The following is a 16,711-nucleotide window of genomic DNA, read 5'->3' as shown; positions in this document are numbered from 1 at the left end:
ATTCCCAAAAAATTGCGACTTCATTTGGCGTATTTGTAAGCATTCCAAGCCAGAACCAGCCATCCAGCAATCATGAGGGCACCGCCAATAGGGGTAATGGCACCTAAGCCGCGAGGTAAGCCCAAAGCCATGACATACAATGAACCACAAAAGAAGAAAATTCCAATTTGAATAAGGGAAAAACTCATTTTAATCGGAAGTTGGGGAACTACTTTTGCCACTATGGCGAGCGCCAATAAGCCCAAGGCATGATAGAAAAAATAATCTGTTGCTGTGTGCCACCAAGCCAGTTGAATTTCTGTTGCACGAGCTTTTAAACCATGTGCACCAAAAGCGCCTAGCATGACAGCAATTGCTAAATTAAGTGCAGAGATTGCGATCCACATAAGCCATGATGACCAGAATAAGTTTGCACATAACCTTAGCATATTCTGCCTAAGGTGAAAAAGCGAAATGTGACATTGTTCAAAGCGTTAATATAAAAAAGGCACAACTTGAAGTTGTGCCTTTAAAAAACAAAAAAACTTAATTAGATGACATTGCGACTTTAATTTTTTCCATCGCATTTTTTTCTAACTGACGGATACGTTCGGCAGAGACATTATATTCAGCAGCCAACTCATGTAAGGTCGATTTATCATCATCTAACCAACGACGTTGTAAAATATTCCGTGAGCGATCATCTAGTTGCTCCATTGCTTCATGTAAGGCAGAGGTACTTTGTTCCTCATAGTCTTCATTTTCAACTAAGCGAGCAGGGTCGTAACGATTATCTTCTAAGTATAATGCAGGAGCGACATGGGTTGAGCCTTCGTCATCGTCATCGCCCTGTGCTTCGAATGCGGCATCATAAGCGGTTAAACGTCCTTCCATTTCAATGACTTGCTCTGGAGTTACATTCAAATCATTGGCAATCGATTGTGCTTCTTCAAGCGTCAGTTTTTTGCTTGATTTTTTTAGGCTACGTAAATTAAAGAACAATTTACGTTGTGCTTTGGTTGTTGCAATTTTTACGATTCGCCAGTTGCGAATGACGTATTCATGAATTTCGGCTTTAATCCAGTGTACTGCGAATGAAACCAAGCGTACGCCCATATTCGGGTCAAAACGTTTTACGGCTTTCATCAAGCCTAGGTTACCTTCTTGAATTAAATCACCTTGGGGTAATCCATAGCCTGCATAACTACGTGCAATATGTACCACAAAGCGTAAATGCGACATCACCAGCATTTTAGCAGCATCAAGGTCTTGGTCGTAGTAATAACGCTCAGCTAACTCTTTTTCTTGTTCAGCTGTTAAAATTGGAATCTGATTGACAGTACTAATATATGCCCCAAGGTTTACACCTGGTGCAGATAATGACAGGGGCATCAATTGATTGCTGCTGTCACTCATAGGTACTCCTTAATAAAACTGGACATTGATGTTCCACTACCTTTCATCTTAATGCCAATACGCTCACACATTAAGGAAATTTGGGTAGTGTTATGTAATTTTTTATGCCAAATTGCAACCATGTAGTTTAATTGAAAATAATTAAGATTCAATTAAGTAATGATATTCATGCTCTGAAATTTTTTGCACTACACAAGTCATTTGATGCATTTGGCAATACCGTGTTACATCAATTTGGCTATGTGGATCGGAAGACTTCAGTAAGATCCGACAATGCGGCGAATTTTTTAAAGAACGCTTCAACATGAGTAATGGCATAGGGCAAGGCTTACCCATTGTATCAATAATGAGGTCATATTCGTTTTGATTCGACATATGGAGTGAGAAATTTCAGGATATACACTCAAATATTAGCAAATTTAATGCCAAACCCCAACTTAAATCACACTAAAACTATATTTATGTTTATATTGGTGATAAATAAGTATCGAAAAAAAATACTAAATTTGATGTGGAATAAGTGAAAAAATTCTATTAATTGTCATAAACCCATGTTAAGCTCGATGCCGTATTGAGGATTTAACACAACTAAAAATTGTTTTAAACTCATACTCTACAAATGGATGTAACCGGGATTTTGTTAATAGTTATACAGAATGATTACAAGCTTAGAAATAATAAATGTTTTTAAACCTTGTTTGCTCTGCTGTTTGCAACACCGGGTGGTCCTTCTTTTAAATACAATGAGGATTAACTTATGACAGCTCGTGAACAAGGCGTAGTTAAATGGTTCAACGACACTAAAGGTTTTGGTTTTATTCAACGCAATGGCGGTGATGATGTATTTGTTCACTTCCGTGCTATTCAAGGCGAAGGCCACCGTTCACTTCGTGACGGCCAACGTGTTGAATTCAGCGTTGTAAAAGGTCAAAAAGGCTTCCAAGCTGAAGAAGTTCAACCTTTAGACTAATACGCTAAAGATTCTTCGAAACGCCTCAATGTATATTGGGGCGTTTTTTGTTTATAATGACTCTGTTTTTCAATATTCATTAATTTGAGCACGTATTTATGTCATCTGGTTTTGAAACCCTAAATTTACACCCGCAACTTAAACAAGCGATTGACGCTTTAGGGTTTAAGGAAATGACGCCAATCCAGCAAAAGGTGCTCAAGTTTACTTTGGCTGGGCATGACGCGATTGGTCGTGCACAAACTGGTACAGGGAAAACAGCTGCATTTTTGGTTAGCGTGATTAATGATTTACTCAATAATCCGATTAAAGAACAACGTTTTCGTGGTGAACCACGCGCTTTAATTTTGGCACCGACCCGTGAATTGGCATTGCAAATTGAAAGTGATGCGAAACATTTAACGAAGTTTACTGACTTGCATTTGGTGACTTTATTGGGTGGGGTGGATTTTGATAAGCAAAAAGCACAACTCGATAAAAAACCAGTCGATATTATTGTGGCTACGCCAGGGCGACTGATTGATTTTGTAGAACAAAAAGAAGTTTGGTTGGATCAAATTGAATTTTTAGTGATTGATGAAGCAGACCGTTTATTGGATATGGGCTTTATTCCTTCGGTCAAACGGATTGTGCGTTACTCACCGCGTAAAGAGCAGCGCCAAACTCTCATGTTCTCCGCAACTTTTAGCTACGATGTTCTTAACTTGGCACAACAATGGTTATGTGAGCCTGTTACAGTAGAAATCGAACCTGAAAAGAAAACCAATTCAGATGTAGAGCAACGTGTGTATATGGTTGCGAAGTCTGATAAATATAAATTGCTCCAAGATATTTTACATGACGAGCCGATTGAAAAAGTCATGATTTTCGCTAACCGTCGTGATCAAGTTCGTAAGTTATATGACAGCTTAAAGCGTGATGGCTATAAAGTCGTGATGTTGTCGGGCGAAATTGCACAAGACAAACGTCTTAAAATGTTAGACCAGTTTAAGAATGGTCAGCATAATATTATGATTGCAACGGATGTTGCTGGGCGTGGTATTCATGTGGATGGTGTATCGCACGTAGTTAATTTCACCTTGCCAGAACAGTCGGATGATTATGTACATCGTATTGGACGTACAGGTCGTGCAGGTACGCGTGGGGTAAGTATTAGCTTCCTTTCTGAGGATGATGCATTTCATTTACCTGAAATTGAAAAAGCGATTGGTCAGAAGTTGCCTTTAACCCGTTTGGAAGGGTATTGTTAATACAGGTTTAAAACTAAAAGGGTTGGCATTGAAGCTAACCCTTTTTTATTGCTGGGCAATATGTTGGCTTGATTGTACTAGTTGGTTTTGCAATAAAAGGTAACGACTGTTTGATAGTCTGTATCTTTGGCAATGCTGGTATTGGTGCCGGCAATGCTGCCAATCACATCAGCGGCTGATTGAATCATCTGTCCAGTTTTATCATCAACTACGCCTTTTAAAGCACCATTGTATTCGGTCTTTTCACTAACGACGACGGGTGTCGAGTTTTTACAGGTCTTGTTTGCCGCTTCAATGGCATTATTTTTAGCGATGATGTTGGTTTTGCCTAGTCCTGTAACTTCAAATTGGTTGTTTTCTTTTTGAATTACAGTGGAAGACGTGGGTGTCGATGCACATGCTGTTAGTAAAATGGTGAATAATGCTGTCGTACCTAAGGTTAAAATTTTATTCATGTTTTCCCCAGTCATCATAAGAAATATACGAAATCATAATTTCATGATTGTGTTGCCAGTGCTGTATTAAAAATGCAGTTTTATTTTATTGCTCTGTGAAACATGATTTGCAAAGACAATTTATTCAGTTGGCTAGAGTAATATGAAAATATTGTGATACTCTTGCTGAAGTATTTATGTATAGATCTTTAAATCAATGACGGATTTAACAGCTGACCTTATTCATCAGAATATTCATCAACGTCAGTCAATTGGACAACTTGTTGAACCCGCTCCAAATAAAGCACAGCTCGAATTGGCATTTCAGGCAGCATTAACTGCGCCCGATCACCATCGCCTAAAACCGACAAAATTTGTGGTGATAGAATCTGAGCAGCGTGAAGCATTTGGTTTATTGTTGTCTCAAGCTCTTTCAGATTTGGGGGAGCAAGATCAAGTTCAACTTGATCGAGTTAAGAATCATCCATTTCGTGCACCATTGTTGGTTCTTGCGCTGACCAAGTTTCAAGCGCATATTAAAGTTCCTGATTTTGAACAGACTTTAAGCACTGGTGCTGCAATTCAAAATTTATTATTGTCTTTGCAAGCACAAGGTTTTTCGACCATGTGGCGAAGTGGTGCTGTGGTTGAGTCAAAATTATTAAAACAGGCTTTGGGCTTAACCGAGCATGATTTGATTTCAGGGATTATTTATGTAGGTACCGCGGCTAAGGCAATTCCGGCTCGAGCTGAAATAAACACGGCTGACTATGTGAGTACTTGGAATAAGTAAGTTAGATCCATTTTGGGATATAAAAATAAATGTCTGAATTAAACTTTAGTGATTTGCTAGAACCTGTAACTCTTGATCGCAAAACGGCTTTACGTGTAACGGTATTGGGCGGGGGGAGTTTTGGAACGGCAATGGCCAATACGGCTGTTCGGAATGGTTGCGATACCATGATCTGGATTCGTGATGAAACGATTGCTGAAGAAATTAACCGTACTCACGTCAATCAACGTTATTTACCCGATTTTCAGTTAGAGCAAAATTTGGTTGCAGTTTCAAATTTAGAAAAAGCAGTACGTGATCGCGATATTATTTTGGTTGCAATTCCAAGCCATTCATTTCGCGATGTACTTAAGCAGATTCGCCCATTTATTACTTCGCAAGCTGTGGTGTCTTTAACTAAAGGGATTGAGGCAAAAACCTTTTGCTTTATGAGTGATATTATTCAGCAAGAATTACCAGAAATCCCTTTTGGTGTCCTTTCGGGTCCGAACTTGGCAAAAGAGATTGTTGCTGGACAGCCTGCGGGTACGGTGATAGCCAGCGATTCTGAATTGGTGCGTTATGCTATACAGCAAGCTTTGCATAGCGCTTTATTTCGTGTATTTGCTAGTGATGATGTGAATGGTGTCGAGCTGGGTGGTGCACTGAAAAATATTTACGCCGTCGCGATGGGAATGGCAGCCGCCTATAATGTAGGTGAAAATACCAAAAGTATGCTGTTAACTCGTGCATTGGCAGAGATGAGTCGTTTTGCAGTAAAGTTAGGTGCGAACCCATTAACTTTCTTAGGGTTGTCTGGTGTAGGTGACTTGTTCGCAACTTGTAATAGTCCTCTCAGCCGTAATTTTCAAATTGGTTACGCTTTAGGAAAAGGAAAAAGCTTAGAGCAAGCAACCAAAGAATTGGGACAAACAGCCGAAGGGATCAATACCGTTGTTCAAGTTCGTGCGCGAGCACAAGAGTTAGATGTGTATATGCCAATTACCTGTGCACTCTATGATGTTATTTTTGAAGGTGCTCCACCTTTATCTATTGCAGTGTCATTAATGAAAAATGGTCACCGTAGTGATGTCGAATTCGTACTTCCTCACCATGAAGTTTAATGAATTGAAAGCATTAGAATTGTCATAAATCTTGTTTATACTTGAGAATTGGGCGCCGGCTGAATTTTAATTTGATTATGCCGCTAAGTGCCCTGAAATAATAAGGAAATTTTATGTTACTTACATTGGTTCGTCATGGTGAAGCATCACCTGCAATTGACGGTAATGATATGAAAAGACCACTTACGGCACGTGGTCATCTGCAGGCTCAGGAAACAGCAGATTATTTAAAAAATATTGTGCAACCTGATATTTTTATTGTGAGTCCATTATTAAGGGCACAAGAAACTTTGGCACATATTCAAACACATTTTAAAGGTGTGCCTGTTTTACTTTGTAATGCAATTAAACCAGATGATGATGCACGTGTGGCAGTAGAGTGGTTGTCGCATTTGCCGTATGAGTCAATTGTGGTGGTCTGTCATATGAATGTTGTGGCATATATAGAAGAATTGCTGACAGCTGAGCCTTTTCATCCTTTTTCGTTGGCAGAAGCACGCTGTTATGATCAAAGTGTAATTGCGGCAGGTTTATCAACAGTTCAAAAGCGCTTTATTCCTCAAGCTTAAATTATTCTAAACGGCAGATAAAAATAAATGTTGTATATATGGATGCCAGAAGCCAATGAGGCATGGCAGTGGTCGCAAGGGGAATTCTGGCAAAGTGCTTTGAGTTTAGAGCAGTTGATTCAAGACTTGCAGCCTTTTGCAGTGCAAGAGGCGACTGTATTTTTTCCAAGCCGCCACGCACAAATGTTGCAACAGCAGTTAAATAAGACACAGTATAAGCAACTGGGGCAAGAGGGAATTAAATATCTGTTAGAAGAATATATTGTATTCCCTATCGACAGTATGAAAATTTTACATCATTTTCAAAATCCAGATCAGCTCACTTTGTTGGGTATTTCACAGCATTTGATAGAAACATGGCAGCATTCGCTTTCTTTATTGCCCACAAGAATTACTGCACTTCTTCCTGACTTTTATGCGGCGCCACGACCTCAACAATCAGATGAAACAATTTTGTTGGATCTGCATGGCCGTTTATTGGTGCGAGAAAGTGAGTGGATGGGGTGCTCTATTGAGGATTTACCACTCTATTTAGATTATCAAGAGGTATCTCGAAATTATACCGTTGCTAATTTGAATGCAGTGCAATTGAATAGTTTGCAGGCACGCGTAACGCAAGATCAAATTCATGGGTTTGAATATCACTTTGCGGAACTGAACAAGCCGAAACAACATCCTTTTAATGTTTTACCTAAGCTAAAATCAGAAACGAAAATCTCTGGTTATTGGAAAGCTTGCGCTGCTGTGTTGTTTGCTATTTTAATTGTTCAGTTTGGGTATGATGCTAGTCGTTGGTATAAAAATAAGAAGGTGGCTGATGAAACAGCACTTCAAGCAGTATCTCAATTTAAATATTGGTTTGGGCAAAACTATCCTGTAACTGAGCAGACATTGAAAAGTCAATTTGAGTTTCAGATGCGGAGCAATCAAATCGGGCAAAATGCAGGGTTGCAATTGTTGAGTCGCGTTGGTCCAGTACTAATGCAAAATAAAATTATTGCTGATCGTGTATCGTATGATGCATCAATCCTTAATTTGGATTTAAAGGCCAATTCATCAGCAGTTTTACAAAACTTAACGCAGCAATTGAATCAACAAGGCTTTAAGGTTGAACTTGGTAATATTCAGCCAAATGGTTCGGGGGTAATTGGTTCGGTGAAAATACAATAATGAAAGCAATAGAAAAATTTCAAAATACATTAGATGGTTGGACTGAACAACTCACGCAGTATTTAGAGCATTTGTCTGTTCGCGAACGCATCATGGTGATTTTTACTGTGGTCTTTGTATTGGTTGCGGCGGTGGGTTCAGCTCTATGGTATATGCATAAAGCGGCAGAACAACAACAGCAAAGAGTGAGTGAGTTGAAGGATTTAGTGGTGTGGATGCAAAGTAATGCGGTCACCATGAAGCCAGCAGGGGATGTGCAACTCAGTGCAGCCGAAAAAGTACAGCGTATTGCACAACAACAAGGATTGGGTGTTGCTTCACAGCAGGTAGGTGAGCAAATTCAAGTTGTGGTCAGTCATGCAAATTATTCTATTTTGGCAAATTTCTTGACTCAATTAGCTCAGATGGGCTTAAGCATTGAAAAAATGGAACTTCAGTCCAATGCAGGACAGATTAAATTAACAGCGACACTACAATAATAGGTCAAAATAAACAGTTGCCAAGCATGGTGTTTTTGGTGGGCTACGCCTATAATATACCGACTTAAAAAGCAGTAGACTTTTCTAGATATGTTGTATTCTCTAGCCCGCCCTTTGTTGTTTTCTTTAGCACCAGAGCGTGCACATGAGCTAACATTATCCTTGCTGAAATCAGCCCATGCAATGGGGATGATGCGCCAACATGTTACGGCAAAGCCTGTGACTTGTATGGGTATTGAATTTCCAAACCCTGTTGGTTTAGCTGCTGGCTTAGATAAAAATGGTGCCTATATTGATGCCTTAGCTGCTCTTGGCTTTGGTTTTATTGAAATTGGAACCATTACACCGCGTCCGCAAGCTGGTAATCCTCAACCACGTCTTTTCCGTTTGCCACAAGCACAAGCCATTATTAACCGTATGGGTTTTAATAATGATGGTGTAGATAAATTAATTGAAAACGTTAAAGCGGCTAAATTTAAAGGTGTTTTAGGGATTAATATTGGTAAAAATGCCGATACACCTGTAGAAAATGCGGTAGATGATTATCTCATTTGCTTAGAAAAAGTTTATAACTACGCTTCTTATATTACGGTTAATATTTCTTCTCCGAACACTAAAAATCTACGTAGTTTACAAAGTGGTGATGCGTTAACTGAGTTATTGGCGACGTTGAAGAAGCGTCAGCTTGAGTTGGCTGATGAGCACCACCATTATGTGCCTTTGGTACTTAAAGTTGCGCCTGATTTAACACCTGAGGATATTGGCTTTATTTCGCAACAATTAATTACCAATAAAATTGATGGTCTAATTGTTACTAATACGACCTTATCGCGTGAAGGCGTAGAAAACTTACCGCAAGGTGATGAGGCGGGCGGATTGTCTGGTGCGCCTGTATTTGAAAAGAGTACGGCATGTTTATCTGCGTTTGCTCAGGCACTAAATGGTCAAGTGCCATTGATTGGTGTGGGTGGAATTTTGGCAGGCGAACAAGCACTCGTGAAACAAAATTCGGGCGCAACACTTGTACAAGTGTATAGTGGCCTTATATATACTGGACCGAAGCTGGTTAAAGATTGTGTTGATGCTATGCTGGCAAAATGAATACCATTGATATCTTCATACTGATCATTTTGCTCATTGGAGGGCTAAACGGTTTGCGACAAGGATTTGTTAAAGCCTTTGCGAACTTGGTGGGTTGGATTTTTGCACTGATTGTCGGTGCAAAATATGCCGCTATCATTGCTCCTTCAATGCATGCTCTCAGTCAAGATCCAGTGGTTCAAAAAATTGCAGCGTTTGCCTTTATTGTGTTGGTCATTGTTGTCCTGACTTGGCTCGCAACAGCATTGTTGAATAGTGTTTTAAGTACCTTAAAGTTGGGCCCGCTTAATCGTCTTGCGGGTGGTGCATTTGGAACACTAAAAGGGCTGATGGTGGTCTTAATCACAATGCAGGGTTTAAGTCCATGGGTAGAAAGCTCTCCGCATTGGAAGCAATCTAAAATGGTTCAATCTTTATTGCCTTATGCGCCATGGGCTGCTCAGTTGTCTAAAGATGCAGCACACGAAGCGCTTGAACATATTCAGTCGGAAGATGCTCAGAAATCTTCTCACTCCTTGTCTGAACCAACGCAAAAAGATCATTCGCGTTCAGGCAATTCAACGAATAATCCTTTTTATTAATCCTAGCTTGTCTGCGAGGTTGCTATGTGTGGAGTTGTTGGTATAGCTGGTAAATCACCCGTTAACCAAATGTTGTTTGATGCATTAACGATGTTACAACATCGTGGACAAGATGCAGCTGGGATCGTAACTTGCCATGAAGGACGCCTATTTCTTCGTAAAGACAATGGCATGGTGCGAGATGTTTTTCATACTCGTCATATGCGTGCTTTGCTTGGAAATTATGGTATCGGTCATGTGCGTTATCCAACTGCGGGTTCTTCAAGCAGTGCAGAAGCGCAACCATTTTATGTAAACTCTCCTTATGGTATTACTTTGGCGCACAATGGTAATTTGACCAATGCCGAAGAAATTCATGACGATTTGTTTAAAACAGATCTACGTCATATGAATACCGATTCAGACTCAGAAGTTTTATTGAACGTTTTTGCGCATGAATTGCAAAAACGTAGCAAGTTAGTACCAACTCCAGACGATATTTTTCATGTTGTTTCACGTGTTCATGAGCGTTGTAAAGGTGCTTATGGTGTTGTTGCCATGATTACAGGTCAAGGTTTGGTTGGCTTTCGAGATCCGAATGGTATTCGACCATTGATTTACGGTTCACGTATAACTGAGGCTGGTGAGCATGAATATATTATTGCTTCTGAATCTGTAGCAATTACAGCACTTGGCTTTAAAGTTGAGCGTGATATTGCACCTGGAGAAGCAATTTTTATTAATGTGAATGGTGAAATGTTCACGCAGCAATGCGCTGAAAATCCACAGTACCGTCCATGTATTTTTGAATATGTGTATTTCGCACGTCCAGATGCAATCATTGATGGGATTTCGGTGTATAAAGCTCGCTTAAAAATGGGCGAGAAGTTGGCACACAAGATTCTAAGCGAATGGGGTGAGGAGCACGACATTGATGTAGTGATTCCAATTCCAGATACGTCACGTACTTCGGCATTAGAATTGGCAAATACTTTAGGTGTGAAATTCCGTGAAGGTTTTATGAAAAACCGTTATATCGGTCGTACCTTCATTATGCCGGGTCAGCAGCAACGTAAAAAATCAGTACGTCAAAAATTGAACCCTGTAGAACTCGAGTTCAAAGATAAAAACGTATTGTTGGTGGATGATTCAATTGTACGTGGTACAACGTGTAACGAAATCATTCAAATGGCGCGTGATGCTGGTGCAAAGAAAGTATTCTTTGCTTCGGCGGCGCCAATGGTGAAATATCCAAACGTCTACGGTATTGATATGCCAGCCAAACAAGAGCTGATTGCATCAGAACGTAGTGTTGAAGAAATTCGTGAAATTATTGAAGCAGATCGTTTAATTTTCCAAGATTTGGAAGATTTAAAAGCTGCGGTTCGCACTAGCAAAGTTCCATATTTACAAGACTTTGATTGTTCTGTATTTGATGGTGTTTATGTGGCTGGTGGTATTGATGCTGCTTACTTGGATGAGTTAGAGCAAAAGCGTAGTGACACGGCTAAAAAAACTAAAGATGGCTATATCGATGTCAACATTGATGCCGCTTCTGTTGATTTAACAGGTGTGACCGAACAATAATTTTCAATTGTTTTGCGTGAAAAAGGTGGGTATTTCCCGCCTTTTTCATTTATGATGTGGCTGAATTACAATGTAATAAAGGAATTTTACATTGAAAGAAATAGGTGGTTTCTTGATCAAAAATAAAAATATGATGTGGACTGCTAGTATCTGTGCATTGGCTGTCCTTTTGACCATGTTTATTCTCAATACGGTTTTGGGGCTTTTGGTTTATTATTTTGATCAATCACAATCTATTTTTTGGCATCAACTCAGTCCCTACGTCATTGTTTTACTGTTGCTGATTATTGGTTCATCTATTCTGTATGAATTTTATGTGTTCCGCTCGGGTGGACATTCGCTGGCAAAACAATTGCGCGCAAGAAGACTAAGCCTCATTGAAAGCACGCCTGAAGAATTTATTGCGCTAAAGATTGCGGAACAGCTTTCCGACCGATTTCTCATTGATACTCCTGCTGTATATGTGCTGCCCGATGAAGTTGGAGTGAATGCACTCACAGCGGGTTTTTTACCCCGTGATATTGCTATTATTTTAACTTGGGGGGCTTTGCAGAATTTAGATGAATCTGAGTTGTTTGGCTTGTTGAGTCATGAATTTAATCAGATTTTATCGGGTGAAACTGCGGACAATACGCGTCTTAAAATTTTATACAGTGGACTAACAACTTTCAGTCAGTGGGGGAGTAAGGTTGCGAAATTAGGCTTTAGTCGTCGTGGATATAATCAACCCCAGAAGTTCGAAACTATTTTAGTGGCATTGGGTGGTGTGATTTGGTTGGTAGGAAGTTTAGGTGTCTTAATCACACGATTTATTAAGTATTTAACTTTAGGCAGTCGTACCTTTAAAAATGATTTAAAAACCAAACGATTGATTCAAAATAACGCCAATATACAGACGCTATTACGTATTTATGTGCATCATGCAGGTTCACAAATTCACAGTGAATATTCGGAATCAATTTCACATATGTGTTTTGCTAATTCACTAAGTCCACAAAGTTGGATGAATATTCATCCAAGTATTGAGCAGCGGATTTATGAAATGAATCCTGGGTTAGTACAGGATTTACAGCTGGAAAATCTAAAAAGACTGAAAAATCAGCCGCTATTTGGTTTGTTTCGTCCATTAGAAGAAATTAATGCTGAATATCATACGCCTTGGAGTTCACCTCAGCCTTTGCCTCTTTTGCGATTATCTCCAATTAGTTTTGCCATTAAGGATGCAATAAAACCATTGAATCCTGAGGTGCGTAGTTCTATGCAGCGCCCAGAATTGATTGAACGCGCATTACAGACAGCCACAGGCTCGCGCGAGGTCATGGTTGCGATTCTCATGATTCGCCAATACCGTGAGTTTATTCCAGCTGAAGCGGAAGTGAGTCGTGCGATTATAGATGCTTTACTTCATTTGGATGGACGTGTGCATTTATCTATTTTTCATGAAGCATGTGCCAATATTGGCGGAATGCCAGCGACAATTGCCCGTCAATTTGTCACTAAGTTGGCACTCATTATTCAAGAAGATGGCGAAATAGGACTATTGGATGCATTATTGCTTGAGCGGGTCAAATACGAGCTAAACTTATTGCCTGTGCATACTCCAACAGCTTTAGATGAAGTGAAGCCGCAAATTGTTCGTTTGATTGATGCCTTGCTACATGTGCAGCAGATTAATAGTGATAACCAGCTTACTGTTCGTGAGCGTATATTAAAAAAAATCTTGACCGTAGATGAGCTGGATATTTATGAAGAAATATCTGATGAGCCGATTGATCTTGCAGAAATTGTGCATGATATATCGGGTTTGTTATTACGTGATCGCTTAATTATATTGGGGATTGCGGAGTTGTGTCTTTGGAATGACCGCATTATTACGCAAGATGAATTGGATGTTTTGGAATTGTTATATTGGCGTTTTGGTTTTGAAACTTCAGAAATTATTGAGCAAATGCAAAAGAAAAATAGTTTAATGATTATGTGATTAAGATGTAAATTCATATCTTATAGGTATCTGTGAGTGCTTTAATAAAGCACAGCAAAATGATGTGAATGTCGTTAGAATAGCGCTAAAGATTGAGATGTTGAACATAGAAATGATGGGGCACCAGCGAGATATATTGGCAACGATGGGAATTGATATATGGATTCCTAACCATGTCACTCGCGTACAGCAAACTCAGTCATCTTCTTTATGGCGTGATCAGGCTCTAGCTGAGGTGATGACAGAATTACCTCAAAGTCAGATTGATATCTCTGCTTTGAGCCAGCCAGATGTTGCGGAAATAGATACAGCATTAACTCAGTTTGTTGAAATTGAACAAGAAAGCCGTCAACAACATACCCAAGCACTGTTGGCTGAGCCTTTAAAAGTAGATCCACAGCCTGCGATTCACATAGATGCATTTGAACTACAAGCAATGAGTCTGGCATCATGTTTAATTATTATAGATGCATCTGTATTAAGTGAGCAACAGGCCGAGTTATGGACAAATATACAACATGCGATACCTGCTGGATATCATGAGTTGAAATGGCCATTTCCGTTGGCTGAAATGCAAGATGGTCGCGGTGCATCAAGTTATGTTCGTGGTTTTATTGATGCGATTGGTGTGGACAAAGATCTGATAGCATTAGGGGTGATTTCTCAATTACAACACGTAGATCTCCATCAATTGGCAAGTTTGCAGGACATGCTTGATCAGCCAATTTTGAAAAAACGTTTGTGGCAGTTTATGCAAAAATCACTCAATACACGGATGACTGATGAATAAAAAAATTGTTGTTTTTAGCCAAATTGATCCAGAAATTCTAACTCGCTTACAGGCACAATACGATGTTGTGGTTATAGACCCTAAACAAGGTGATGTGAATCAGCAAATTCAACAACATGTTCAAGATGCAGATGGCATGATTGGTGCGGGTCGATTACTTAATGAGCGTAATTTGGCTACTGCACAGCAACTCAAGATTATTTCTAGTGTGAGTGTGGGTTACGATAACTACGATGTAGCCTATTTAAATCGCAAAAATATTTGGTTAAGTCATACACCTCATGTATTAACAGAAACCACAGCGGATTTGGCATTTACTTTACTGATGAGTGCAGCGCGTAAAGTACCATATTTAGACCATTGGACTAAAATGGGCGAATGGAAGCGTACAGTATCGCAAGCGCAGTTCGGTCAAGATATTTATGGGAAAACTCTAGGAATTATTGGTTTAGGTAATATTGGGGCAGCAATCGCACGTCGTGGTTTATATGGTTTTAATATGAATATTTTGTATCATAATCGCCGCGAAAAATTAGAAATGGCACAGCCACTCAATGCGAGATACCGTTCTTTAGAGCAATTGTTGCAACAGTCAGACTTTGTTGTGGTTGCGGTTGATTTGAATAATGAATCTAAATCATTACTCTCACATCCGCATTTTGATCTGATGCAGTCGCATGCCGTATTGGTGAATATCGCGCGTGGGTCAGTTGTTGATGAGCAAGCTTTAATTCAAGCCTTGAAAGATCGCAAAATTTTTGCTGCTGGTTTGGATGTCTATGAGAAAGAACCGCTCCAAACATCGGAGTTGTTTCAGTTAGACAATGTGGTCACTTTACCCCACGTGGGATCTGCTACAGCGGAGACACGGAAGAAAATGGCTGAACTTGCCTATCGTAATCTAGTTGATGCTTTGGAAGGGCATCAGCCTCGTTATTTGGTTAATCCTGACTTTTAAAATATTGATAACACATCATTGCAAATCCTAAGTTGTTTCAATGTTATAGTTTGTTCAGAATGAATAAGATCCTGAGACGTAACATTGAAACGGTTTTTTGCTATTGGTAGTTTGTGTGTAATCACCCATATAGCTTGGGCAGATGTTACACACTTCTCATCATCTCCTCAGTTTAATGTTCCTGAAATTGGCAGTGGGATAGGTTTGATTGATCGCCAAAATGAAAAAATGATTGGTGAGAAAGTCTATCGTGAGGTACAACATCAATTACCTATTGCACATAATACGTGGCTAGAAGATCAACTTTTATCTGTATTTTCAAATATTTTAAGTCAGACTCAGCTGGGCCAGCCAATTGGTTTGGTCTTGGTTAATGATGCTCAAATTAATGCTTTTGCAGTGCCTGGGGGCTTATTTGCTTTAAATACAGGTATGATTACTTCTGCGCGTAATTTGGATGAAATTGCAGGGGTGATGGCGCATGAGATTGCACATGTAACGCAACGACATTACAGTCGTTCTCAAGAGGCATTTAAAGGACAGAGCCTTTTGGCTTTGGCTGGAATTATTGTTGGTGCGTTGGTGGCTTCACAGGCGGATGGTAATGCAGGTGCCGCGGTCATGATGGGTTCCCAAGCTGCTTTAATGGATCAGCAGTTGACTTATAGTCGTAATCAGGAGCGGGAAGCTGATCGGATAGGAATGCAGTACATGTATGCTGCTGGTTATAATCCGCAAAGCATGGCTGATTATTTTGAGGTGATGCACCGAACAACCAGTCAAGTGAGCTTTTTACCTGACTTTTGGTTGACCCATCCTTTAACTACAGAGCGTATGAGTGAAGCGCGTTTACGTGCAAATCAGTTACCTCAAGTTAAAAGTGGTATGCGCGATGAAAATTTTGAAATATTAAAATGGTATACCTTGGTTGTAACTAATCAAGCGACAGAATTGCAATTACAGACCCTTGCGAAACAGGGGAGCTTTGCTGGGGAATTAGCTTTAGCGGCTTTTTATAATCAGCAGGGTGATTATGTGTTAGCACAAGCACAGTTGGATCAGCTTAAAAAACAAAAGAAGTTACATAATTTACTCACTTTGATTCAAGCAGATGTTTATCTTGGTCAAAATAAATTAGATGATGCTTATCAGACCATTGAATCACCGGCAAGAATTATGCCTGAGAATCGAGCTTTGGCATATAAATTGGCGGAAGTGTTGATTCGTCAAAAGCAACCAGTGCAAGCAAATAATTTGGTGCAAAATTTTGTGAATCAAAACCCGCGGGATATTACGGGTTGGCGTTTGTTGCAACAATCAGCGAATATAGATGTTGCCTCGCCGCTAAGAGCTGTCAATGTTTTGCGTTATCGTGCTGAAGTTGAATATTGGAGTGGTTTGGAAGAAGGTGCTATAAAGTCATTATTGCATGCGCAGCGCTTGGCGAAGGATAATGTTGCAATGTCCGCGCAATTAAAACAGCGTATTGATCAAATGCAGCAGGAGCACCAGCTTAAAATTTAGTGCATCAATATGGCATTTAAAAATTATAAGAATAATAGGAGGATAGG

At 39.7% G+C, this 16,711-nt stretch carries 18 protein-coding genes; 14 read left to right on the top strand and 4 right to left on the bottom strand.

Translation table 11 applies throughout. The features are described from left to right. Nucleotides 1-20: 20 nt before the first annotated feature. The 3 genes from E0H82_RS14795 to E0H82_RS14785 form a co-directional block, all read right to left on the bottom strand. On the bottom strand, nt 21-386 hold the full coding sequence (locus E0H82_RS14795) for a DUF423 domain-containing protein (RefSeq protein ID WP_131265493.1): 366 nt from the start codon (nt 384-386) through the stop codon (nt 21-23). Nucleotides 387-525: 139 nt separating this feature from the next. Continuing rightward, nucleotides 526-1,395, bottom strand: a complete 870-nt coding sequence (gene rpoH / locus E0H82_RS14790; protein WP_116758901.1) for an RNA polymerase sigma factor RpoH — start codon at nt 1,393-1,395, stop codon at nt 526-528. A 141-nt stretch (nt 1,396-1,536) separates the two neighbouring features. Next, nucleotides 1,537-1,770: a sulfurtransferase TusA family protein gene (locus tag E0H82_RS14785; protein WP_131265492.1), complete on the bottom strand. Its 234-nt coding sequence runs from the start codon at nt 1,768-1,770 to the stop codon at nt 1,537-1,539. Nucleotides 1,771-2,152: 382 nt separating this feature from the next. Here E0H82_RS14785 and E0H82_RS14780 point away from each other — a divergent pair, with 382 nt between their 5' ends. After that, nucleotides 2,153-2,365 carry a cold-shock protein gene (locus E0H82_RS14780; RefSeq protein ID WP_005177104.1) on the top strand — a complete coding sequence of 71 codons (213 nt, stop codon included), beginning with the start codon at nt 2,153-2,155 and terminating at the stop codon, nt 2,363-2,365. Between the two features lie 98 nt (nt 2,366-2,463). Next, a complete protein-coding gene (gene rhlB / locus E0H82_RS14775; protein ID WP_116758903.1) occupies nt 2,464-3,615 on the top strand; it encodes an ATP-dependent RNA helicase RhlB in 1,152 nt (383 codons plus the stop codon). 77 nt (nt 3,616-3,692) lie between these two features. Here rhlB and E0H82_RS14770 read toward each other — a convergent pair whose 3' ends face one another. Next, on the bottom strand, nt 3,693-4,070 hold the full coding sequence (locus E0H82_RS14770) for a hypothetical protein (RefSeq protein WP_131265491.1): 378 nt from the start codon (nt 4,068-4,070) through the stop codon (nt 3,693-3,695). 196 nt (nt 4,071-4,266) lie between these two features. Here E0H82_RS14770 and E0H82_RS14765 point away from each other — a divergent pair, with 196 nt between their 5' ends. The 12 genes from E0H82_RS14765 (at nt 4,267) to E0H82_RS14710 (ending at nt 16,664) form a co-directional block, all read left to right on the top strand. Next, nucleotides 4,267-4,842 (top strand): nitroreductase, encoded by a 576-nt coding sequence (locus E0H82_RS14765; RefSeq protein WP_131265490.1) that lies wholly within the window; start codon nt 4,267-4,269, stop codon nt 4,840-4,842. A 29-nt stretch (nt 4,843-4,871) separates the two neighbouring features. Next, a complete protein-coding gene (locus E0H82_RS14760; protein ID WP_131265489.1) occupies nt 4,872-5,945 on the top strand; it encodes an NAD(P)H-dependent glycerol-3-phosphate dehydrogenase in 1,074 nt (357 codons plus the stop codon). Nucleotides 5,946-6,058: 113 nt separating this feature from the next. Continuing rightward, complete coding sequence (locus tag E0H82_RS14755; protein ID WP_131265488.1) at nt 6,059-6,514, top strand: SixA phosphatase family protein; 456 nt, start codon at nt 6,059-6,061, stop codon at nt 6,512-6,514. A gap of 27 nt (nt 6,515-6,541) precedes the next feature. Next, nucleotides 6,542-7,684 carry a type II secretion system protein GspL gene (gene gspL, locus E0H82_RS14750; RefSeq protein WP_131265487.1) on the top strand — a complete coding sequence of 381 codons (1,143 nt, stop codon included), beginning with the start codon at nt 6,542-6,544 and terminating at the stop codon, nt 7,682-7,684. Further along, nucleotides 7,684-8,163: a type II secretion system protein GspM gene (gspM, locus tag E0H82_RS14745; RefSeq protein ID WP_131265486.1), complete on the top strand. Its 480-nt coding sequence runs from the start codon at nt 7,684-7,686 to the stop codon at nt 8,161-8,163. The genes gspL and gspM overlap by 1 nt, the downstream gene beginning before the upstream one ends. A 90-nt stretch (nt 8,164-8,253) precedes the next feature. Continuing rightward, on the top strand, nt 8,254-9,264 hold the full coding sequence (locus tag E0H82_RS14740) for a quinone-dependent dihydroorotate dehydrogenase (protein WP_131265485.1): 1,011 nt from the start codon (nt 8,254-8,256) through the stop codon (nt 9,262-9,264). Continuing rightward, entirely contained in the window at nt 9,261-9,845 is a 585-nt protein-coding gene (locus E0H82_RS14735; RefSeq protein ID WP_131265484.1) for a CvpA family protein, read from the top strand. Before E0H82_RS14740 ends, E0H82_RS14735 begins: the two co-directional genes overlap by 4 nt. 24 nt (nt 9,846-9,869) lie before the next feature. Then, a complete protein-coding gene (gene purF, locus E0H82_RS14730) occupies nt 9,870-11,411 on the top strand; it encodes an amidophosphoribosyltransferase (RefSeq protein ID WP_131265483.1) in 1,542 nt (513 codons plus the stop codon). A gap of 130 nt (nt 11,412-11,541) precedes the next feature. After that, nucleotides 11,542-13,392 (top strand): M48 family metalloprotease, encoded by a 1,851-nt coding sequence (locus E0H82_RS14725; RefSeq protein WP_416224504.1) that lies wholly within the window; start codon nt 11,542-11,544, stop codon nt 13,390-13,392. Nucleotides 13,393-13,489: 97 nt separating this feature from the next. Continuing rightward, nucleotides 13,490-14,182, top strand: a complete 693-nt coding sequence (locus E0H82_RS14720; RefSeq protein WP_228258671.1) for a hypothetical protein — start codon at nt 13,490-13,492, stop codon at nt 14,180-14,182. Next, on the top strand, nt 14,175-15,140 hold the full coding sequence (locus E0H82_RS14715; protein WP_131265481.1) for a 2-hydroxyacid dehydrogenase: 966 nt from the start codon (nt 14,175-14,177) through the stop codon (nt 15,138-15,140). The genes E0H82_RS14720 and E0H82_RS14715 overlap by 8 nt, the downstream gene beginning before the upstream one ends. Before the next feature lie 120 nt (nt 15,141-15,260). Continuing rightward, a complete protein-coding gene (locus E0H82_RS14710) occupies nt 15,261-16,664 on the top strand; it encodes a M48 family metalloprotease (RefSeq protein ID WP_228258672.1) in 1,404 nt (467 codons plus the stop codon). The last annotated feature ends 47 nt before the right edge of the window (nt 16,665-16,711 follow it).

The organism is Acinetobacter sp. ANC 4910, from assembly GCF_004331035.1.
Lineage (GTDB): Bacteria > Pseudomonadota > Gammaproteobacteria > Pseudomonadales > Moraxellaceae > Acinetobacter.
The sequence above is the reverse complement of the archived record's forward strand: the minus strand, read 5'-3'. Positions and strand labels throughout refer to the sequence as shown.